Annotated in this window: 14 protein-coding genes and 1 other RNA gene; 5 read left to right on the forward strand and 10 right to left on the reverse strand. The window is 63.4% G+C overall.

Annotated features, from left to right (window positions below; all coding sequences use genetic code 11):
- Positions 1 to 34: 34 nt before the first annotated feature.
- Together V6Z91_RS12820 and V6Z91_RS12825 are read right to left on the reverse strand one after the other, a co-directional pair.
- Positions 35 to 952, reverse strand: coding sequence for an AEC family transporter (locus V6Z91_RS12820; RefSeq protein ID WP_338770857.1), 918 nt, complete (start codon positions 950 to 952; stop codon positions 35 to 37).
- A 22-nt stretch (positions 953 to 974) separates the two neighbouring features.
- The gene (locus tag V6Z91_RS12825; protein WP_338770859.1) at positions 975 to 1,949 is read right to left on the reverse strand and encodes a TauD/TfdA family dioxygenase; all 975 of its coding nucleotides are present in this window, start codon (positions 1,947 to 1,949) and stop codon (positions 975 to 977) included.
- Positions 1,950 to 2,290: 341 nt separating this feature from the next.
- On the opposite strand from V6Z91_RS12825, the gene V6Z91_RS12830 reads away from it, so the two are divergent.
- The 3 genes from V6Z91_RS12830 (at position 2,291) to V6Z91_RS12840 (ending at position 5,964) form a co-directional block, all read left to right on the forward strand.
- On the forward strand, positions 2,291 to 3,931 hold the full coding sequence (locus V6Z91_RS12830; protein ID WP_338770860.1) for a methyl-accepting chemotaxis protein: 1,641 nt from the start codon (positions 2,291 to 2,293) through the stop codon (positions 3,929 to 3,931).
- Between the two features lie 168 nt (positions 3,932 to 4,099).
- A complete protein-coding gene (locus tag V6Z91_RS12835; protein ID WP_338770861.1) occupies positions 4,100 to 5,182 on the forward strand; it encodes a porin in 1,083 nt (360 codons plus the stop codon).
- A 245-nt stretch (positions 5,183 to 5,427) separates the two neighbouring features.
- A complete protein-coding gene (locus tag V6Z91_RS12840) occupies positions 5,428 to 5,964 on the forward strand; it encodes a hypothetical protein (RefSeq protein ID WP_338770862.1) in 537 nt (178 codons plus the stop codon).
- 3 nt (positions 5,965 to 5,967) lie between these two features.
- Here V6Z91_RS12840 and V6Z91_RS12845 read toward each other — a convergent pair whose 3' ends face one another.
- The gene (locus tag V6Z91_RS12845; protein WP_338770863.1) at positions 5,968 to 7,668 is read right to left on the reverse strand and encodes a thiamine pyrophosphate-binding protein; all 1,701 of its coding nucleotides are present in this window, start codon (positions 7,666 to 7,668) and stop codon (positions 5,968 to 5,970) included.
- Positions 7,669 to 7,810: 142 nt separating this feature from the next.
- Between V6Z91_RS12845 and rnpB the strand changes: the two genes are divergently transcribed.
- Positions 7,811 to 8,170: RNase P RNA component class A (gene rnpB / locus V6Z91_RS12850), an RNA gene on the forward strand.
- A 9-nt stretch (positions 8,171 to 8,179) separates the two neighbouring features.
- Positions 8,180 to 9,667 carry a glycerol kinase GlpK gene (gene glpK / locus V6Z91_RS12855; protein ID WP_338770865.1) on the forward strand — a complete coding sequence of 496 codons (1,488 nt, stop codon included), beginning with the start codon at positions 8,180 to 8,182 and terminating at the stop codon, positions 9,665 to 9,667.
- Between the two features lie 15 nt (positions 9,668 to 9,682).
- Here the strand turns inward: glpK and V6Z91_RS12860 are convergent, their stop codons facing one another.
- The 7 genes from V6Z91_RS12860 to tssE form a co-directional block, all read right to left on the reverse strand.
- On the reverse strand, positions 9,683 to 9,946 hold the full coding sequence (locus tag V6Z91_RS12860) for a PAAR domain-containing protein (RefSeq protein WP_338770866.1): 264 nt from the start codon (positions 9,944 to 9,946) through the stop codon (positions 9,683 to 9,685).
- Between the two features lie 9 nt (positions 9,947 to 9,955).
- Positions 9,956 to 11,302, reverse strand: a complete 1,347-nt coding sequence (locus V6Z91_RS12865; RefSeq protein WP_338770867.1) for a hypothetical protein — start codon at positions 11,300 to 11,302, stop codon at positions 9,956 to 9,958.
- Between the two features lie 140 nt (positions 11,303 to 11,442).
- Complete coding sequence (locus V6Z91_RS12870; protein ID WP_338770868.1) at positions 11,443 to 13,665, reverse strand: hypothetical protein; 2,223 nt, start codon at positions 13,663 to 13,665, stop codon at positions 11,443 to 11,445.
- A gap of 22 nt (positions 13,666 to 13,687) precedes the next feature.
- A complete protein-coding gene (locus tag V6Z91_RS12875; protein WP_338770869.1) occupies positions 13,688 to 16,441 on the reverse strand; it encodes a type VI secretion system Vgr family protein in 2,754 nt (917 codons plus the stop codon).
- A 14-nt stretch (positions 16,442 to 16,455) separates the two neighbouring features.
- Entirely contained in the window at positions 16,456 to 17,442 is a 987-nt protein-coding gene (gene tssG, locus V6Z91_RS12880) for a type VI secretion system baseplate subunit TssG (RefSeq protein WP_338770870.1), read from the reverse strand.
- The gene (tssF, locus tag V6Z91_RS12885) at positions 17,406 to 19,241 is read right to left on the reverse strand and encodes a type VI secretion system baseplate subunit TssF (protein WP_338770871.1); all 1,836 of its coding nucleotides are present in this window, start codon (positions 19,239 to 19,241) and stop codon (positions 17,406 to 17,408) included. The genes tssG and tssF overlap by 37 nt, the downstream gene beginning before the upstream one ends.
- Before the next feature lie 11 nt (positions 19,242 to 19,252).
- Complete coding sequence (tssE, locus tag V6Z91_RS12890; RefSeq protein WP_338770872.1) at positions 19,253 to 19,705, reverse strand: type VI secretion system baseplate subunit TssE; 453 nt, start codon at positions 19,703 to 19,705, stop codon at positions 19,253 to 19,255.
- Between the last annotated feature and the right edge of the window lie 313 nt (positions 19,706 to 20,018).

A 20,018-nucleotide genomic window follows, 5' to 3' on the forward strand; every position in this document is an offset into this window, starting at 1 on the left:
ATATTTACAACTATTAGTGCTGTAAATGCCGCTGTCAGGCGCCCAGCCAGGGCATGAACTGGCGGCTCAGCGGCACGGTGACCACGGCAAGCAAGGTCTGCAAGGTGATCAGCGATGCCATCAGGCGGGCATCGCCCCCCAGTTGTTTCGCCATGATATAGGCGTTCGGTGCGGTGGGTAGCGCGCAATAGAAGCAGGCTGCCAGCGCCGCCTCCGTCGAGACGTTCAGTTGCAGGCACACCCAGGCGGCCAGCAGGGGCATCACAAGCAGTTTCAGCACGGATGTCACCGTCAATGCCGCCGGGCGCGCGCCTTCCAGCGAGAACACCAGGCCACCGCCCACACACAGCAGGCCCAGGGCGGTGGCGGCCTTGCCGAGGATGTCCAGTGTGTTCATCAGCTCTTTCGGCAGCGAAATGCCGAGCACGCTGACGACCACGCCGGCAAGCGTGGCCTGGATGATCGGATTGCGTGCCAGCGTCTTGCCAACGGTCCCCATGTTCGGCTTGTTGCCGCTCCACCACGCCAGCGCCACCACGGACAGTGCGTTCACCACCGGCAGGCAAAGCGCCAGCGCCAGCATCACCAGCGACGCCGTTTCCGAAGGAAAGAACAGCGCGGCCACGGCCAGGCCGAAGTAGGTGTTCGGGCGCATCGCACCCTGCATCACGGACGAGCGGCTGGCACCGGGCAGCGCCGGCAGCAGCAGCAGCGCGCCCAGGGTGAGCACCACCACGGCGAACGTGGGGAGCAGCGTGGCCAGCGCCAGTTCGCCGACCTGGCCTCCCTGGAACGACAGCCGCGCGGTGCCGGCGAACAGCATGGCGGGAAACGCGACGTTGTACGAGAACTTCTCGATCGACGGGAAGAACTCGGCCGGCATCCAGCCGAAGCGGCGGATCGCCACGCCCAGCAGGATGATCAGGAAGACGGGAATGATGGAAGCAAGCATGGTGCGATTCTAATAAATAGGCTCAGTCCGCGGAAATTCCCGACGGGCCGATTCGCTGCGCGTTCGGCGTGGAGGAAATACGGATGCGGATCAGGTGGCGGCCCGGGTCCGTGTACATGGCACGGCCGTGCAGCGTGCGGTGGTTGTCGGCCCACAGCAGCGTGTCGTCCGGCAACTGACGCACGAAGCGGGGCGCGTGCTCCTCGATGATTTCGTTCAACAGGCGCAGGGCGGTCACGAGTTCCGGCGTGGCCAGATCCGGCCGGGCTGCAAGCCCTTTTTCAATCGAATCGTAGCGCCACCGCATCGCCAGGCCGTCGGCATGGAATACCGGTGCGTAGAATAATTCAATCTGATCGTCGCCGGCGGCATACACGGACGGCACGCGAAACGGCACTTGCGCCGTGCGCAGCAGCGCGTAGGCGGCACGGCCTTCCGGGGTCTTGTCCAGCTCGGCCACGATGTCTTCGACGTCGATCAGCAGCGATTCGCCGCCATTGCAGCGAGCCGAGGCGACAACGTACAGCAAGAACTGTTCTTCCGGCATCGGGTAGAACGACGAATCCGTGTGCATGTCGGCATTGCCCGTGCGCTCGGAGAACGTGACGAACTTGGACTGGCTGCCGGGGCGGGCGCGCACATCCCATGCCACGCGCTTGGTGCGCTGGTCCGTGGACGTGGGGAAGCCTTGCGTCAGCGCGATCGCGTACAGCACCGCGTTGCGGTGCGCCTCGGACAGGCCCGCCAGGCCCAGGCCCGTGATGGCCAGGCCGCGTGCCTTGCGGCTGGCGATGTGCGCGGCGAAATCGCGCAGCGTCGGCACGTCGAGCAGCTCGCGCTGCAGCGCCTGCTCGTCGGGATGCGGATAGAAACCATTGCCGTTGAAGTCATCGAAATGACGTTCGACGATGGCGATGATGCGGGGCAGGTCATCGCCCCAGGAAAAATTGGTTTGGACGACAGCGATGTTGCCAGATTGCTCGATAGACGAAAACATGGGAGCTCCTGAATTGAACTTGCCGTACGGCAATATGAACGGCATTGTGAGCAACTTCAGCAGAATGTTCAAGCATCTTTTTGTGCGGCGCATCATGACTTGCCAACCAAAAGTTACTTTATCCGTAAAAGATTCAGGCATGAACCCCTAGAGTGGCGGCGTAGTTATCTATTCCGTAAGGAGTAACTGCCAGTCGTCCTTGTGACTTTTTTACTGACGGAAAAACGACACATCGCATATTTGTTCTGGACGTTCATATAACGGTTGCAGGCAAGCCCCGTGACATTGGGATAGAATTTTGCCACACGGCAATTCGCCTATCTTACGCACAAGGGAAACACATGAATTGGCTTACCGAGCGCAAGCTCTCCACCAAGTTGGGACTGGCTTTTGCGTCAGTTCTTTTGCTGACGGCCATCGTCGGCATTTTCTCGATCAATCAACTGGCCAAGGTGAACGAAACGGCCAGCGGCTTGTCGACACGCTGGATGCCCGCCATGCGCGTGATCCAGGACATCAAGGCCCAGATCGCCCGCGTGCGCACGCGTGAACTGCAATACATCATCTCGGAGCAGGTCTCCGAGCTGGACAAGTACGACAAGGTAATCGCCAACGACCTGGTCGACCTGAAGAAGATGCAGGACGAATACGTAACGTTGATCAAGACCCCGGAAGAGCAGGCGCTGTACGACGAATTCCTGGCACTGTGGGATCGCTACATGGCCGAGGATGCCAAGTTGCGCGCCGCCGTGCGTGCCGGCGACATGCCGCTGGCCAAGCAACTGATCCGGGGCGAATCGAATAAATTGATCGTTGCCTTGCGCGGTCAGGTGGACAAGTTGGTTAAATACTACGGTGAAGGTGGCAAGCAGGCGGCAGATTTTGGTGATCAGGTATACAATGCTTCGCGCGCCTGGATCATGAGCTTGCTTGTCATCTCCGTGGCCCTTGGCGCACTGGGTGCGTTGCTGATTACCCGCTGGCTCGTGAAGACGCTGGGCGGCGAGCCGCAATACGCGGTGGAGCTGGCCAACCGGATCGCGGCGGGCGAGTTGAATGTGGAAGTGCGCACCCGTCCGGGCGACAATGGCAGCCTGCTGTTCGCGATGAAGTCGATGCGCGACAGCCTGGCCAATATCGTCGGCCAGGTACGCCATGCAACCGACACGATCGCGAGCGCGGCCCAGCAGGTGGTGGCCGGTAATCTGGATCTGTCGTCCCGTACCGAATCGCAGGCGAGCTCGCTGGAGGAAACGGCGGCGTCGATGGATGAGCTGACGTCGGCAGTGCGCCACAATTCCGACAGCGCGCGCCAGGCGAACGAGCTGGCCGTGAACGCATCGGCGATTGCGGAGCAGGGCGGCCAGGTGGTGTCGCAGGTGGTGGACAAGATGGGTTCGATCAACGAGTCGGCAAAGAAGATTTCCGACATCACCGGGGTGATCGACGGCATCGCGTTCCAGACCAATATCCTGGCATTGAACGCGGCAGTGGAAGCTGCCCGTGCCGGCGAACAGGGCCGCGGCTTTGCCGTGGTTGCGTCGGAAGTGCGTAACCTGGCACAGCGTTCCGCCGCGGCGGCGCGCGAGATCAAGGAATTGATCGGCGACTCTGTCGACCAGGTGGAAGCGGGTACGCGCCTGGTCAACCAGGCCGGCAGCACGATGGAAGAAGTGGTGGTGAGCGTGCGCCGCGTGACCGACATCATGGGCGAGATCACTGTTGCGGGACAACAACAGAGTGCCGGCATTGTGCAGGTGAACGAAGCCATCGCACAGATGGACGCTGTAACGCAGCAGAATGCGGCACTGGTGGAAGAAGCGACCGCCGCGTCGCACAGCATGCAGGATCAGGCCGCAGGCCTGGCCCAGCTCGTGAGCATCTTTACACTTGATGGATTACCAAACCATCAGTATAGTGCCGCCTCCAGTGCCCAGCGCACTGATAACAAGACGGCGCGATTGAATCGGCCGCGACAATAAAGTGAACGCCGCACCTTTACCGAAGGTCGCGGCACAGTGGCAAATCGGGGTTTGCCCTCACCATAAGCGATCCGGAGCATCGGGGCCATGACTCCACTCCAGGCATCGCAAGACCGAATTTAGCCGTTGCCTTACTTTTTTAGATGCAACACAACTGAAGGAAATGTAATGAAAAAAACTCTAATCTCCGTTGCAGTCCTGGGCGCCGTGAGCAGCGCCGCTTTTGCACAGTCGAATGTAACGATCTACGGTATCGTTGACGCCAGCATCGTCAACGAGCGCGGCGGCAAGGCCGGCAACGTGACCAAGGTCTCCTCCGGCACCGCCAATGCGTCGCGCATCGGCTTCCGCGGCACGGAAGACCTGGGTGGCGGCCTGTCCGCGATCTTCACCCTGGAAACCGGCTACAAGGTCGACGACGGCACGCTGGACAACACCAGCAACGCGCTGTTCAACCGCCAGGCCTTCGTTGGCCTGCGTTCGAAAGAAGCGGGCACGCTGACCGTCGGTCGTCAGTACACCCCGTGGTACAACGCCCTGGCACAAGTGGGTGACCCGTTCGCCGCCGGCCTGGCTGGCTCGGCGAAGAACCTGTTCCCGGCAGGCGGCGTTAACGTGCGTAACAGCAACGCTGTCGTGTACCAGACCCCGGTGTTCAACGGCTTCTCCGGTGAAGTGTTCTACGGCTTCGGCGAGCAGTCCGAGTCCGACGCTGGCCGCCAAGTCAGCGCCGCCCTGTCGTACACCAACGGCCCGCTGAACGCGCGCGTTGCGTACAACAACCGCAACAACGACCAGGCAACCGGCATTGCTCCGACCATCGAGCGTGGCATCGGCCGCAACAGCCTGCTGGCCGTGAACTATGACTTCACCGTTGCCAAGGCGTTCTTCTCGTATGGCCGCAACAAGGGCCTGAACAGCGTCGCTTACCCGAACGCGACCGCGTACACGACGGTTGCCGTGCCGGCGTCGCAAGACAGCCGCGACGGCCTGGTCGGCGTGCAAGTGCCGGTGGCTGGCGCTGGCAAGGTGATCGCTTCCTTCATCTACAAGGATGACCGCGAAGCCGTCAACCGCGACGCCAAGCAGTGGGCGATCGGCTACATGCACGACATCTCCAAGCGCACGACCGGCTACGTGTCGTACGCTCGCATCGACAACAAGAACGGCGCTTCGTACACCGTTGGTGGCAACACCGAAGTCGGTACGGGCGACAGCGCGTTCAACGTGGGTGTGCGTCACTCCTTCTAAGCTTTACGCTTAGCAGTGCATGCAAGACCGGCCCGCAAGGGCCGGTTTTTTTTCGCCCCCCCTGATTGCTCCAAGCCGGGTCAGCAAGCAGCGTTCGCGTTGGTGTCCGACACTGGTTTTCGCCAGATCTTGCCGGCTTCGGCCGAGAAAACGGACGCCAACGCCGGCCCTCGCGGACCCGCCTCGCGAGCCCGATTTTTTGCCTGCGTTAGAATGACGCCAATTTCACTTTGCCGACCCGCCCAATGGAAACAAGAGCCCGTGTCGCTATTGCCTTGCTGTTCGCCTGTGCCACCGCCGTGGCGGCTCCGCAGGGGGCGAAGAAATCCGCAGCCGACAAAGGCGGTTTGCCGCGCTACGGCATGGCCGTGTATTCCGACCTGTGCGTGCAGCCCGGCGGCGAGTTCGGCGGCCAGCGCATCACGTTCCAGCGCTTTGCCGAAGTCGATACGGTGATCTATGAATACACGGCGGGCGGCCTGTCCTGGCCCGTGGTGGCCAGCGACGTCAACATCGACCCGCGCGGCAGGATGATGTATTTCACGGTGCAGCCGCCGGATGAGGCGGAGCGCACGATCAGCGGCAAGTTTTCCAATGATGGCGCGACGCTGACGCTGGAAGGCGGCTACTGCGCCGACGAGTCGCAGTCGATGACCTTGCAGAAGGTGCGCGACTTCGCCCAGAAGCCGAAGGCCTGTCGCGCCTGCCCGGCCCCGAAGAAGGCGCCGGACGCCGAGCCGGCGGCGCCGAAGTGGGAACCAGCGCCGCCATCGCAGGGCTGACTTCTACCTTGCCTTCGCCGCCTGCGCGTTCGAGCGAATGGCCTCGAGCGTCGCCCCAGGCGTGATCAGGTTGCCGTCGTAGCGCAGCTCGATTACCGCCGGCAGGTTCTTCTCGCGCGTGAAGGCGAGGGCGCGCTGCAGCGCGGGCACGAACTCTCCGGTGCGCTCCACCGTTTCGCCATGACCGCCATAGGCTTGCGCCAGCGCGGCGAAATCGGGATTCTCCAGGTCCGTGCCGGACACCCGGCCCGGATACTCGCGTTCCTGGTGCATGCGGATCGTGCCGAACATGCGGTTGTTGAACACGATGACGACCACGCCCGCGCCATACTGCACGGCCGTCGCCAGTTCCTGGCCGTTCATCATGAATTCACCGTCGCCGGCAAAGGTGATCACCGTGCGACCCGGATCGACGATCTTGGCCGCCACGCCCGCCGGCACGCTGTAGCCCATCGCGCCGCTGGTGGGCGCGAGCTGCGTGCGCATGCCGCCGTAACGGTGGAAGCGGTGCGCCCACGTGGCATAGTTGCCGGCGCCATTCGTGATGATCACGTCGTGCGGCGCCAGCGTGTCGATCTCCTGCACCACCTGCCACAGGTCCAGCGGCGCCTGGCCGTCCTGGAAGATGGCCGGCCTTTGCTGCCATGCGCGCAGCTCTGCCTTCGCTTCGGCCACGCTGCCCGCCCATGCTGGCGCCTCGACCGGGGCCATCGCCGCCAGCATGGCCGCCGCCTGCGGCATGCCGCTGGCGATCATCAGCTCGGCCTGGTACACGCTGCCCAGTTCCTCCATGCTGGCGTGGATGTGCACGAGCCGCTGGCGCGGCACCGGCGCCTCGATGACGGTGTAGCCGCCGGTCGTCATCTCGCCCAGGCGCGGCCCCAGCGCGATCAGCACGTCCGCCTCGCGCACGCGCGTGGCCAGCTTCGGGTTGATGCCGATGCCCACGTCGCCGATGTAGTGCGGGTGGTCGTTGTCGAGCAGATCCTGGAAGCGGAACGCGCAGGCCACCGGCAGATGGTTCGCCTCGGCGAAGCGGGCGATGTCCGCGCAGGCCTGCTCCGTCCAGCCGCTGCCGCCCAGCAGCAGCAACGGGCGCCGCGCGTCGGCCAGCATGGCGCGCAGCGTGTCGATCTGCGCCTGCGAAGGGCTGGCCTGTACAGGCTGGTAGCGGCGCGTGTCCGCCACGGCAGCCTGCGTCACCAGCATGTCTTCCGGCAGCGCCAGCACCACGGGACCCTGGCGCCCGCTGGTGGCGACCTGGAAAGCCCGCGCGATATATTCGGGAATGCGCTCGGCGCGGTCGATCTGCGCCACCCACTTCGCCATCTGCCCGTACATGCGGCGGTAGTCCACTTCCTGGAACGCTTCGCGGTCCATGAAATCGCCGCCCACCTGACCGATGAACAGGATCATGGGCGTGGAATCCTGGTAGGCCGTGTGCACGCCGATCGAGGCATTGGTGGCGCCCGGTCCGCGCGTAACGAAACAGATGCCGGGCTTGCCCGTCATCTTGCCGTAGGCATCGGCCATGAAGGCTGCGCCGCCTTCCTGGCGGTTGATGACGAAGCGAATGCCCGATTCGTGCAGCGCGTCGAGCACGTCGAGGTAGCTTTCGCCGGGCACGCCGAAGGCGGTGTCGACACCGTGGATCTTCAATGCATCGACCAGGATCTGGCCGCCGGAACGGGAAGGATGGGTCATGTGGGTCTCTTGTGCATCTCTCATGTGGGATGCGGCATTCTAGAGCGAGGCATGGTGGCGGGCTTTTGAAATGGCGACATCGATTTCCGTTTTGCGGCGGCACCACTCAGTCATCCATGCGCGATCGGTTACAATAGCGCCCGAAGCAAGCCAGACAGCCGCTGGCCGGCGCAGCAATGCGTTGGCGGGAGGAAGGTCCGGACTCCACAGAGCGGGGTGACGGTTAACGGCCGTCCGCCGAAAGCCCCCCTCCAGCGTACTTGTACACTGGAGGGGGGTATAAGGCGAGGAATAGGGCCACAGAGACGAGCGTATTAAGTTACGGTGAAACGCGGTAACCTCCACCTGGTGCAATTTCAAATAGGCACGCGATGATGTTGCTCGCGGAGCGTGCGGGTAGAAAGCTTGAGCGGCGGAGTAATCCGTCGCCTAGAGGAATGGCTGTCATAGCGCCGGCTTGCCGGCGCCGTAACAGAATCCGGCCTATCGGCTTGCTTCACTTTATTCGGTCATGAAGAACTACATTCTCGCCCTCGACCAGGGCACCACCAGTTCCCGCGCCATCCTGTTCGATCACGAGGGCCGGCTGTGCGGCTGCGCCGCGCAGGAATTCCCCCAGCACTTCCCCCGGCCCGGCTGGGTCGAGCACGACGCGAACGATATCTGGAGCAGCCAGCTCGCCGTCGCCCGCCAGGTGCTGCGCGAGGCGAACGTGCGCCCCGCCCAGGTGCGCGCAATCGGCATCGCCAACCAGCGCGAGACGACCGTGCTGTGGGAGCGCGCCACCGGCCGCCCCGTGGCGCCCGCCATCGTGTGGCAGGACCGCCGCACGGCGGACCACTGCGACGCGCTGCGCGCGGCGGGCAAGGCGGAAGCGATCCGCGACCGCACCGGCCTGGAACTGGACGCCTATTTTTCCGCCACCAAGCTGGCCTGGCTGCTCGAGCACGTGCCCGGCGCGCGCGAACGGGCCGAGCGCGGTGAACTGTGCTTCGGCACCGTCGACAGCTGGCTCGTGTTCCAGCTGTGCGGCGCCCACGTGACGGACGTGAGCAACGCCTCGCGCACGATGCTGTTCAATATCCACCTGATGCGGTGGGATGCCGACCTGCTGGCGCTGTTCGGCATCCCGGAGGCGGTGCTGCCGGAGATCGTGTCGTCCAGCGGCGAGATCCGTACCACGCGCCCTGATCTTTTCGGCAGCCCGATCCCGGTAGCGGGCATCGCCGGCGACCAGCAGGCCGCCACGTTCGGCCAGGCCTGCCACCAGCCCGGCATGGTCAAGAATACCTACGGCACCGGTTGCTTCATGCTGATGCATGCGGGCAGCCACCCGGCCGTGTCGCACCAGCGCCTCTTGTCGACGGTCGGCTGGCGCCTGAATGACGGCCCTTGCTACCTGCTCGAAGGCAGCGTGTTCATGGGCGGCGCCACCGTGCAATGGCTGCGCGACGGCCTGGGCATCATCAAGGCTTCGGCCGACGTGGAAGCGCTGGCGTCATCCGTGCCCGACAGCGGCGGCGTGCTGCTGGTTCCCGCCTTCGTCGGCCTCGGCGCGCCGCACTGGGACCAGTACGCGCGCGGCACCATCGTGGGCCTCACGCGCGGCAGCACCGCCGCGCACATCGCGCGCGCCGCCGTCGAGGCGATCGCCTACCAGAGCGCCGAGCTGCTGGCCGCCATGCAGCGCGACGCCGCGCACCCGGTGGTCGAAGTGCGTGCCGATGGCGGCGCCGCGCGCAACGACATGCTGATGCAGTTCCAGGCCGACCTGCTCGGCGTGCCTGTGGTGCGTCCGCGCGTGACGGAGACCACGGCGCTGGGGGCCGCCTACCTGGCCGGCCTGGCCGTGCACTTCTGGGCGTCGAAGGAGGAAATCGCCGCGCAGTGGCAGTGCGAGCGGCGCTTCGAGCCGGGGATGTCGGAAGACCGGCGCGGCGCCTTGCTGGCCCGGTGGGGAAGGGCGGTCGAGCGCTCGCGCGGGTGGGAGGTGGACTGACGGGCTTTTCGCTGATCAGCCTTTGCCGCTCTTCGGCACGGTGCTGATCAGCGAGGCACCGCAGGTCGTCTTGTGGCCTTCGAACGCGACCGGCACGCCGTCGATCAGCACCTTCGGATCGCCTTCCGCGATCACGCACACGGTGTGGCCCTGGATCGGGCACATGCAGCGGTCGCCCTTGCGGGCGACCGCCTTGCCCATCACCTTCGTTTTCGGCGCAGCGGCGATGACGCGGCCGCCGTGGCTCGTGGGGTCGTTCAGACGGATGACAGCTTTCATGATCGCTCCTTACTTTGAGTACCCTTGCATGCCCGGCTTGGCATCGTGGCGCAGGCCCCACCACATCAGGTAGGCGTTGTTTTCGCCACGCGCGCGGAACCAGGGCTTGTCGTGGTCGATCGGGCGTACCTTTGCGGGTGGCACAACGACGACCGCTGTCGGCTTGTCGAGCTCGGTTGTCCCCGCAACCAGTACGTTCTTGCCCATGTGGTTGGCATATGCAATGCCGAGCGCGACATTGGTCAGCGCCGTGCCGGCGCCCATTTCGCCCAGCAGCGCCGAGGTGTTGAACGACTGCTTCATGAAGTCGAACTCGGCGATCTCCGTCGACGTGATGTGCGCAAGGTTGCCAATGCGTTCTGATGAGTCCGCATGCGTATTGTTGGCGTCGTGGATGACGTAGCCGATGTCGATGGGTAGCTTTCCGGCGTTCCTGGCTGCCTTGTCGAGTGTTGCTTTCCACGCTTGCATTACGCGGGGTGGTTGATCTGACTTTTTTTCGAAGTCGGCAACGCTGTGGCTGGCGGGGTAGCCGATCCAGGCAAGCGGTTCGCGCTCGGTCTTGTAATCGGGGCCAGCAAGGACGAGCAGCACCATGTTCTCATTCATCTGCCTGTCCTTGGGAGGATAGCTCGGCGCATCCCAGTTCATCGCCCAGACGGTTTCGCTCGGATGGGTCTGGAGGTGGGCGAGCGCTGCTGACAGCGACGTGAAGCCGGCGTTGGGGCCGCCCATCGTCACGCGCACATCGGGTGGAGTACTCCGAGTCCAAGCGGTCGGAAAGTAAGTGTTTCCGATTGCGAAAACTCGTCGAATGCAATTGCTTGCAAAGCTTGAGGCCTCGGCTGTCTCTAATTTATAGTCTGGTAATGCGTATTCGACGTGAATTCCGGCCAGCTCCCGCCAATTCTTCTTGTCTTTTGGCGAATGTGCGTTATAGAAATACGTCGAATAGGAGAAATAGCTATGATGAAATGGTACTATCAAAGATTCAAAGTATCTATGGTGATAACCTTTAAAAGTTTCCTTTCCATTAACACTGCTTGCAATAGAGCTTACGACCTTTAGCGTTGAAAAGCCTTCGGGGTCCGTGCGCACCATATCGTCATCTATGTTCGGTTTTGCCTGGCCCAGTGTCCACAGCAATTGCCATTCTGTCGGATAATCCCGGCGCTGCAGTGGATTCAACCATTGCACGCCAACAACCTGTGCAATATACGGCCTAGCCGACTTTGAAGTGGCAGGGGACGTTTGTAGGCTTGCACTAGTGTCCGGTTTGGGGGTGCTTGTACATCCCGTGAGCAGGCTCAATGTCGCGGCAGCGGCGAGTACGGGAAAAATCACAAAGTGTTTCATCACATCTCCGTTTGTCAAACCGTCGTTTGGGTCAGTTATCGTTAGCTCTGAAGAAAATATTGTCGCTGCCGCGACGGTTATAAAAACCAGTGCAGACCAGCACAGCCTACGAGTACGCGTTGCGATTAGTACATGCATAGTTAATCTCCGGGAGGGCGGTATGGTGGAGGAGGCGGGTATTCACGGCGGTCTTCAATTTTCTCTGGCATGTTGCCCGCACTGCTTTTTTCATTCGCCCAAGTGAAAACGGTCTTTCCATCCATCTGCCCGGTTTGAAAATATTCCGCAAGAGCCTTTTGCGGACTAGCATCCTCCATGCTGTTCCATAGGCGCCAATCCGCGGCGATTCTCAGATCTTGCAGGTCGGTAGCCCGAATACGGCACATCCCGACAGCCACGTCATACGCGAGCGCCTTCTCCGCATGCATCGGATTGGTCATGATGGTCGAATGATCGGTGGCATTGCTGTCGATGTTCTCGGACAGGTAGCGCTTGATTTCCTTGGTACGCCAGATTTTGTATTCGTCGTCGGCTGCCTCCGGCTTGTCCTCGCCCGTTACGGGTTCGCCCGGTTTCACCATCTTTTCGCGTCTGGCCAGCATGCGCAGACGGGCATGGTCCTCATAGCGTCGCGACGCTTCGCTGTCGCGATTGCCCTTGCCGGCGTCGGTACGATCGCGCTCAGGTTCGCCCGCACGTTGCTTGATGGGCCGGTCCCCCGTATAGGGATCGTCTGGAGCGCGAACGCGGCCGGGGTCGCGGTCTTGTCCCGGCGCGTCGTAGTACTCGTCGAATTCACCGGTCTTGCCGAAGCGCAGGCCCTGCGGTTCGAACGGCACCGGCAATTCAGGAGCGTCGATCGGAATCGACCAATTCTTGTCGGGTTCTGCATTGATGCGGGCGCCAGCCATGCCGGCCACTTCGGTGACAGGGACAATGACCGGCGTGGTAACAAAGGTCATAACCTTCCCGAACCAGTCCTTGTTTGAACTGACGCCCTGGGAGACCGAATATTTCACCTTCGGCGACTCCGGCACCCAGAAACTCCTGCTGCCCGACTTCGCGGTCTTGTTATGGCGATCGTTCCAGTAGTGATAGCTCTTTTTGATTCCGACCATAAAGCCTTGGGCAAAGACTCGCTGACTGAACACTCCCGTGCCACCGCTGGCGGTAATCTCTTCCTGGCTCATCCCCCGCCATCCGATGCCTTGTATCGACGTGGCCGAGATGACCTGGTCATGCGGGTTACAGTACAAAGTGACACGACCGCATGAACTCTGGCGTGGGCCGTACCCGCATGCCTTGCGGTCGGTTTCGGCATCGAATCCCTGCGCGCGATTGGCCATGTATTTGTCGATGGTTTCGACGCTCTGTTGCGGTGATGCCGGAGTGCGAATGATGTCGAAGAACGCTCGCAGCGTTTGTATCCGTGCCTGCTCGGTTTGCCTCCCGGTACCGCCATGGCGGTCCTTCATGTGCAATTCGCTCCAGGTCTGCAGGAAATTCGACTTGAGCACGCTGTAGGGTGGGTTGCACAACACATAGGTATCGGCCACACAGCGGCCCTCCACACCAGCACTGTTCTTAACAGCTGGCATACGGTCGCCGAGGAACGCGGCTGCCATGCCGATCATATTGCCCTGGCTATGGCAGACGATCGTGATTGGGACGTCAACTTGAAGTTCGCGAATCGATTTGATCAGCTTTGCCAGCCGCAGAGCGGCCACGACAAAGTAGGGGCGGGGAGGGCACGCAAACACGTGTCGGCCGCGCACGGGATTGATGTGCTGGACGTTCATCCACAGGAACAGGGCATCCGACAAGCCCTGGCTCCACAGATCGGGCAGGGCCGTGCAACCGTTGGCGAACGGGCCGCCGCCCCAGTAATCGCGTTCGTTGAGGTAGATGCCATCGCCGAATTCCTGCAGTTCGTTGAGGCTGGCCTTGTACCCCCAACGGAAGCGGATCACCGGACTGAAATGGTTGGCGTCCCGAATGAACGTGGTCTCATCTCGCTTGGGATTGATAAAGCCGTCATCCGTGAGTTCCGGAGTATAAACGGCCGGTGTCAGCTGCCCTCCCGCCGGCGTCGGATGAGCCAGGTGCTCGTCGCAGCGCTTCAAGCGTTGATTCAGGCCAGCACAGAGGCCCGCTTCTGTCTGGTCATACCATTCCCCATCCGAATTCACGCCGTGGACAAAGATCACGATCCCCGGCAGCGGCATTTGCATGAGCACATCGAGGTAAGAGTCGCGCAGCACGGTAACGCCACTGACACCCTCGATGGCGGATAGACGGCTGACATCGGACTCGCGAAAACGCGCTTGAGCGGAACTTGCATTGCGCTTGGCATTACTTGTCATCTGTATCTCCTTTCGAGCGTGTTCATGCCTCGTCGTCACCAAGGTAGGCATGCAGCCATTGAACGGTGTCACCCGTGATCTTTCCGCCCTCGCCGGCGCTGTCGGTCGTGATGGCAATCGGGGTGCCGCCATCCACCTCCAAGTTCAGCTTCACCCCCTCGACGGGCTCGCCGTCGCTTGGCCGGATTGCACGCGGCGTCCGACAAAATTCGCCCTCTGCGAACTTCGGCAACTCCGCCTTCTGACTGGCCGGCCCATTCCAGTGATGCCCATCCGTCTTGATCGTCATCGTCCCTGGCCCGCCGATCTCCGGCCCGCCACCCTTCAAGGCGAGGTACGCCCCGGCCGTGTTCACCAGCACGATCTCCTCGGCCATGATGATCACGCGCCCCTTGGCGCTGATCTTCACGTCCTTGCCCGAATCGATCTGGGTGGTGTCGTGCTGGCTCTGCATCAGCAGCGGCCCATGATGCGCGACGGCGTGCAGGCCGTTCGCGTGCGAGAACAGCGAGATGCCCTTGCCGGCGTTGACGTTGAAGCGCTGGCCGGCCGTCAGTTGCAGGTGCTGTTGCGCCACCGTGTCGACGTTGGTGGCGGCATAGGTGACGACGGCCTTCGATGTGGCGAAGCTGATGCCGTCCGGCGCGGTCATGCCGATGGCGGCGGCGCCGGCCTTGTCCCAGTCCTTGACGCCGGATTGCAGTTCGCCCTGGGCCGCATCGTCGACCGGCAAGCCTTCGTGCGTGGCGGCATATTCGCCCAGCGACCGGAACAACTCCACGCATTCCTGCATCAGCGCCAGGTATTCCGTGCGGTCGAGCTGCTTGCCGCCGCTGCCCAGCCGCTGCCAAGTAGAGAGCAGCATGCCCTTAGCGCCGCGCAGCGCGAGGTGCTTGTCGGTGGTCAGCTCGGCGCCTTCGCCGCGCGGCGCGCCGGTGCCGTTGGTGCGCGGCTGCGTCAGCGCGCCCAGATTCAGTTCGCTGCGGCCATGGTCGCTGGCCAGTTGCGCGCTGATCTGGCCGGGCGTGTCGTCGAGGCGCAGCTGGTTCACGCGCGTGCCCTTGATCTCGCGGCTCCGGATGCCCGAGACGTAGCGGTTGCCGGGCAGGCCGTCAGTGCCCAGGTGGGGAGGGCGGGCGGCGGTGTTGTAGAGCTGCCCGATCACCACGGGCTTGTCCGGGTCGCCACCCAGGAAGGCGATCAGGACTTCGGTGCCGGCGCGTGGCAGCGAGAGTGCGCCGAAGTGGGACCCCGGACCGGCCGCGGTGCCGGCCCAGTTGGTGGCGACACGCACCCAGGCCGAGTCGGCATCGGTGCCGGAAGCGCCTCCATCGGCGTGGTCGCGTTCGCGCATGGCGCCGAAGCGCACCTTGATGCGGCCGTGCGTGTCGCAGTGCACTTCCTCGCCGGCGGGGCCGACGACGATGGCGCTCTGCATCCCGGCACGCGGCTGGTCGGTGCGCGGGTCCCAGGCCGGCACGAAGCGGGTGTCGCGCCGCACGCAAGTCATGCGCATGAAGAAGCGCATTTCGCCAGCGTCGAACCAGTTGCGGGCAGCCAGTGGGATGTCGGCCATGTCGGCCGTCCAGCGGTTGCGCGCGAACAGGCGTTCCACGCGCGCATCGAATGCCTTCGGCAGGTTGCTCTGGGCGATGAATTGCAGCGACAGGATGACGAAATCGCGCTCCTCTTCCGTGTGCTCGGCCAGGTCCGGGTGGCCGTCCAGCCTGAAATACTCCCCGGCGGCGCAGGAGCGCAGGCCGCCTTCGGCGTGGTAGCACTTCGATTCGAAATCGGAGCGGGCCATCGCCTGCTGTGCCAGCGCCCCCAGGTCTTCGGCGTTGTCTCGCACATGGGGCGCCTCGACGAGGTAGCGGTCGAGCTGCGCGGCCAGCTTGTTGCCCTTCGCGCCCTGGTCGGCCATGGTGTCGGCATGCGCAGTCATGAAGCCGGTGCCGCGCGGGTTGGCGTAATCCCAGCTGAAGTGCGTCACGCTGCCGGGCCGCAGGGTACGAACGCCGCTCCAGGCCGTGATGGTGTCGCGCTGCTCGGTGGCGCTGTTGCGGTGAAAGCGCACGCACCCGGCGGGGGCTTGCTTGAGCCGCTTGGTATCGCGAAACAGCACCAGCGTGTGCACGGGGGCTGCCGCCCGGCTGTCTTCGTCGCGGGGCTTGGGCCGGAAGAACCAGCTGATGCCGCGCCGCCGCAGGAGGCGCTTCACGAAGGCGCCGGTGCCTTCATTGTATTGAACGATCTGCTTGCGGGGCGGGTAGCGCCGCATGCCGAGCGCGGCGTCCACCTCGAATTCGAATGCCGCCGCGAGCGCGGGGTTGTTGCGGCGGGCCTCGGTGAGGACCGCCTGCACTACTTCCAGTTCCGTCTTGTCGAGGAATACGCGCGTGTTGACGGCAAGGTCGAGGATCGCCAGGGCGTCGCGCACCACGAGCTGGTAGGTGGCCAGGCCACCGTCGCTTTCGCCCTGCGCCGCTTCGGCCACGATGCCGCAGAGGCTGCGCAATTTGCCTTCATCGGTGACGATTTGCACCTCGGCCGCCACGCCGATCAGTTCTTTCAAGGGCAGGTGTACGTCCAGCGACACGCAATACACGCGCAGCTCGATGCCGACGCAGATCGCTTCCGTGCCCGAAACGCGCTGCGGCAGCAGCACGGTGTCCGACAGGCCGTCCGCGAGGACGAGCCGCATCTGGATCGGCCGGTTGCGCGCCGTGAGGTACTGTTCCAGCGGGTCGGTATCGTCGAATTGGTCGTGATCCATGTGGGCTCCGTTTTTCAGAAGGGCTCGATCAGGTAGCGGGTTTTGTCGTGATCGCGGGTGGCCGGTCGCCTGGACAGGATGGCTGCCCGCCCCAGGCGGGCCTTGCCCAGGATGAAAGGTTTCACATCCTGCGCACGCAGGATCGGCCGCACTTCGAAGCGCAGTTCGGGAATGGCGAACAACGCCAGCATGGCTTTCAGTGCCTTGCCCCCTTCGCCATCGCGCAGGAAATGATCGTATTGCTGCTCGGTGAGAGGCCCGATCCACAGGCGTACCCAGGTAGTGCGGGTGCGATAGCGCCGGCCGACGATCATCGTGCCGAGCCGGCATTGCTGGGGCTTGCCGAGTACCGACAGCTCGTCCGGCCGCAGTATCTCCCACGCGGCCACGAACGGTTCGATCCGGATCGGCACGCCAAAGTAATCGTTCAGCACGGCGGACAGCAGCGCCGCCGAGACCGGCCGCTGGCGCAGCAGGGCCGCGTAGTGCGCGACCGCCTCGGCCGGAATGATGGCTTCCTTGTTGCGCCCCGCATGGCCGGCCAATGCCAGCTGCATGTCGAGGAAATCATCCCTGCCGTCGCGCCTGAACCGGTATTCGACGCGGCATTTTTCCCAGGCGCGGTAGAACAGCAAGACGGCGCGCTGCGAAAAGCAGTCCAGGAAGGCACGCCCGCTGTCATCCTTGTCGCCATGTACCTGCGCGGCGATGGTCTCGGTATAGCAATAGGGCAGCGCGCCCTTCACGCCGAGGAAACCGATGAATGCGGGCGTGATGTGCACGCGGCCCTCGCTCACGGCCAGGGCTTCGACCTGGCTGGGCGGGAAGGCCAGTGAAATGCTGTTCCTGAAGCGCAGCGTGCTGTCGAGCGTGTGCTGGCCCGGCTGGCCCTGCAGCCACCGGTCCAGCAGATGCACGGCCTGGAAAAAGTCGTAGCGGTGCGGCTGGTCGAGCACTTGCCGGATCAGGCCAGTTCGATCTCGCCATGTCGTGGTTTGCATCGCAGGAGTTCCTTTCCATTCGCGAGAGAGATGATGGTCAGCTGGCTGAAGCTGTTGATGTGCACGCACAAGCCAAAGAAGTGATCCAGTACCTGGGCGAACAGGTGCAGGCCGGTGCCGACGAACGCCTCTTCGTCGACCGTGAGCCGGATTTCAATGCCGTATACCGGTGTGCGGCCCTTTTCGTCGCGAAACCAGGTGCGTGCCTGGCGCCGCTCCAGCGCCGCGATGGCGCGGATCTGGTGCTGGGTCACGGCCGACTGGCGCAGGTCGTAGAGCGCCAGGGCTTCGCGCAGGCCATCTACCCCTTGCTGCACCAGCGCCGTGTGGCTGAGTGCCAGTTGCGAGACCAGGCGCCACTGGATGTCGCCGCTGAAGCGGTATTGCGGGGCGGGGCGGTTTAGGAAGCGCAGCGTCCAGTCCGCGCCCGCCTGTTCCAGTTGCAGATCGCCGTCCGGCGCGCCATGGCGCAATCGGGCCGGCAGGTCGCGGTTGGTGCACGTCAGGTCGATGGAGACGCTGGCATTCGGCATGTCGAGCGGATCGAGTCCCCGGTCGATGAGGGAGATGCGCGTCTCGTGGCCCGGCTGCGTGATGGCGCGTTCCGCATCGCGCCTCAGCAGGTAATAGGCGCCCTTGCCGTGCTGCTCGCCGTGCCGCAGCGAGTAATAGGGGCGGAATTCCGTCAGCTCCTGCTTGCGCGCTTCGCCGTGCGCGGGTCCGCGAAGTGCGCAAACCTTGTCCACGCTGTAGATGTCGTACGCTGCGGCCGGGCTCCCTTCCGGCAGCAAAGGGTAGTCAGGCTGCGCATAATCCAGGTCGATCGGGCAGGCACTGTGCGGGAACAGGTTGACCACCGGCGTGCAGTTCAGCAGCAGGTTGGCGGGCGACAGCGCCGCCAGGCGGCGCGCGGCCGGGGCGTCATGCCGGATGTCGAGGCCAAGGTGCAACGTCAGGCGGGTGCACTCCGGCTTGATGTGCCGCGCCAGGGGTGGCCAGGCGATATCGATGAAATTGAAGCGCTCCGGGAATGCGAAATACTCGGTGAGCAGCCTGAATGCGGGGTGGGACGTGGGCGGGCAGGGCAGCACCGCGTCGGCGGCGTCGAAGCCGGCTGCTGCCAGCGGAACCCCGTCGAGCGCATGCCACTGGCTCCCGGGCAGCTCCACATAGGCGGCCTTCGTGTGCAGGAACAGCGCGTCGCGCAAAGTCGCGCACAGCGATGGCTCGCCGGCGATCATGGTGCGCACGGCAGCGAGATCGATGCCGGCCGCGTGCGGCGCAAGACATTCGATGCCGATGCTGATCGCCGTGAGTACTTCCACGGGGCGGGCCAGCGCCTGCGGCGCGTGGAACACGGAGCGGAAAGCCACGTCCGTGATGACGATCGGAGCGATGTACACGTCCTGCACGGTGCGGAACCGGCATGTCACCCCGTCGTCCGACCGGCTGTTCAGCATGGCGCCGCGCGGCAGACGCGTGGCGTCGCTCATGCCGTGGATTGCCTGGCCGGGGTCGACGTGCACGATCGCGGTGGAAGGGAACGGCAGCAGGTACTGCCGGTAATTCACGCTCAGGATCGCTTCGGTGACCTTGTTGTCGTTCTCCTCGATCATCTGCTCGATGCGGCCCGTCAGGAAGGCAGTACCCTGGAGCAGCCGCTCGATGTGCGGGTCGTCGCTGGCGCCGTTTGCCATTCCCAGTCGCATTGCCTGGGCCGGGTATTCGGCGGCGAATTCATGCGCATAACCTTGCAGGGTGCCCAGTGCGCGTTCGAAGTATTCGCGTCGTTTCTTCATCCGGTCCTCCGTCAGCGAATCGAGTAATGCAGGGTGGAAGGCTCCAGCATCACGTCGAAGCGCACACGCTCACCGGCATCCTGCATGCGCAACTGGGCGGTGACCACGAAACTGAGCCGGTTGACGACACCCGGTTCGTGCACCAGGTGCACACGCGCGCCGCAAAGGCGAGGTTCATGCCGGGCGATGGCCGTTTCGAGCTGGTCGCACACATCCTTGCGGTCGGCGCTGCTGGAAAGGGACAACTGCGCAAAGTCGGCCAGGCCGAAGTTCAAGATCGAGCGACGGCACAGGGGCCGGCCGAGCAGGTCGTCTTCCGGAATGGCGGTGCGGGTATTGAGCAGGTTTTCGAGATCGCGCGTGATGGCACGCTTGTGCTGGTCCAGCGTCAGCGTGGCGGCAGTGGCCGGCGCGGTGAGGCGCTGCCATACGCTGGGGGTAAAAGTACTGCCCGCTTGTCTCATCGATTCCTCCTGGGAGAGCTGGAAGGAGATTGTCGGGGGAGGGATGGGAAAGGGAGTTGCGTTATCGCAATTCGTTGAACGCCGGGTCTTCGGCAGTGACGCGCTACTTTGCAGGATGTTATGTAGATGAGTACTCGCTCCGTCTGCAAGCCGCACGGATGTGTATTGGAGACTTATCAGTCAATTTCATATTGCAAGTAAAGACCTGCGTATAATCCCACCCTGATCCACACCAAAAATTCCCGCAAAGTTGTATATACATGTCGTTTCCGCAAGGAATTATTCAGAGCACTCCGGTTACCGAATGCTCACC

This window comes from Massilia sp. METH4, assembly GCF_037094685.1.
Lineage (GTDB): Bacteria > Pseudomonadota > Gammaproteobacteria > Burkholderiales > Burkholderiaceae_D > Rugamonas.

Excerpts from the sequence above, each read along its gene's own strand:
- V6Z91_RS12820 (WP_338770857.1), bottom strand. The coding sequence starts at position 952 with ATGCTTGCTTCCATCATTCCCGTCTTCCTGATCATCCTGCTGGGCGTG.
- V6Z91_RS12825 (WP_338770859.1), bottom strand. The coding sequence starts at position 1,949 with ATGTTTTCGTCTATCGAGCAATCTGGCAACATCGCTGTCGTCCAAACC.
- V6Z91_RS12830 (WP_338770860.1), top strand. The coding sequence starts at position 2,291 with ATGAATTGGCTTACCGAGCGCAAGCTCTCCACCAAGTTGGGACTGGCT.
- V6Z91_RS12835 (WP_338770861.1), top strand. The coding sequence starts at position 4,100 with ATGAAAAAAACTCTAATCTCCGTTGCAGTCCTGGGCGCCGTGAGCAGC.
- V6Z91_RS12840 (WP_338770862.1), top strand. The coding sequence starts at position 5,428 with ATGGAAACAAGAGCCCGTGTCGCTATTGCCTTGCTGTTCGCCTGTGCC.
- V6Z91_RS12845 (WP_338770863.1), bottom strand. The coding sequence starts at position 7,668 with ATGACCCATCCTTCCCGTTCCGGCGGCCAGATCCTGGTCGATGCATTG.
- glpK (WP_338770865.1), top strand. The coding sequence starts at position 8,180 with ATGAAGAACTACATTCTCGCCCTCGACCAGGGCACCACCAGTTCCCGC.
- V6Z91_RS12860 (WP_338770866.1), bottom strand. The coding sequence starts at position 9,946 with ATGAAAGCTGTCATCCGTCTGAACGACCCCACGAGCCACGGCGGCCGC.
- V6Z91_RS12865 (WP_338770867.1), bottom strand. The coding sequence starts at position 11,302 with ATGAAACACTTTGTGATTTTTCCCGTACTCGCCGCTGCCGCGACATTG.
- V6Z91_RS12870 (WP_338770868.1), bottom strand. The coding sequence starts at position 13,665 with ATGACAAGTAATGCCAAGCGCAATGCAAGTTCCGCTCAAGCGCGTTTT.
- V6Z91_RS12875 (WP_338770869.1), bottom strand. The coding sequence starts at position 16,441 with ATGGATCACGACCAATTCGACGATACCGACCCGCTGGAACAGTACCTC.
- tssG (WP_338770870.1), bottom strand. The coding sequence starts at position 17,442 with ATGCAAACCACGACATGGCGAGATCGAACTGGCCTGATCCGGCAAGTG.
- tssF (WP_338770871.1), bottom strand. The coding sequence starts at position 19,241 with ATGAAGAAACGACGCGAATACTTCGAACGCGCACTGGGCACCCTGCAA.
- tssE (WP_338770872.1), bottom strand. The coding sequence starts at position 19,705 with ATGAGACAAGCGGGCAGTACTTTTACCCCCAGCGTATGGCAGCGCCTC.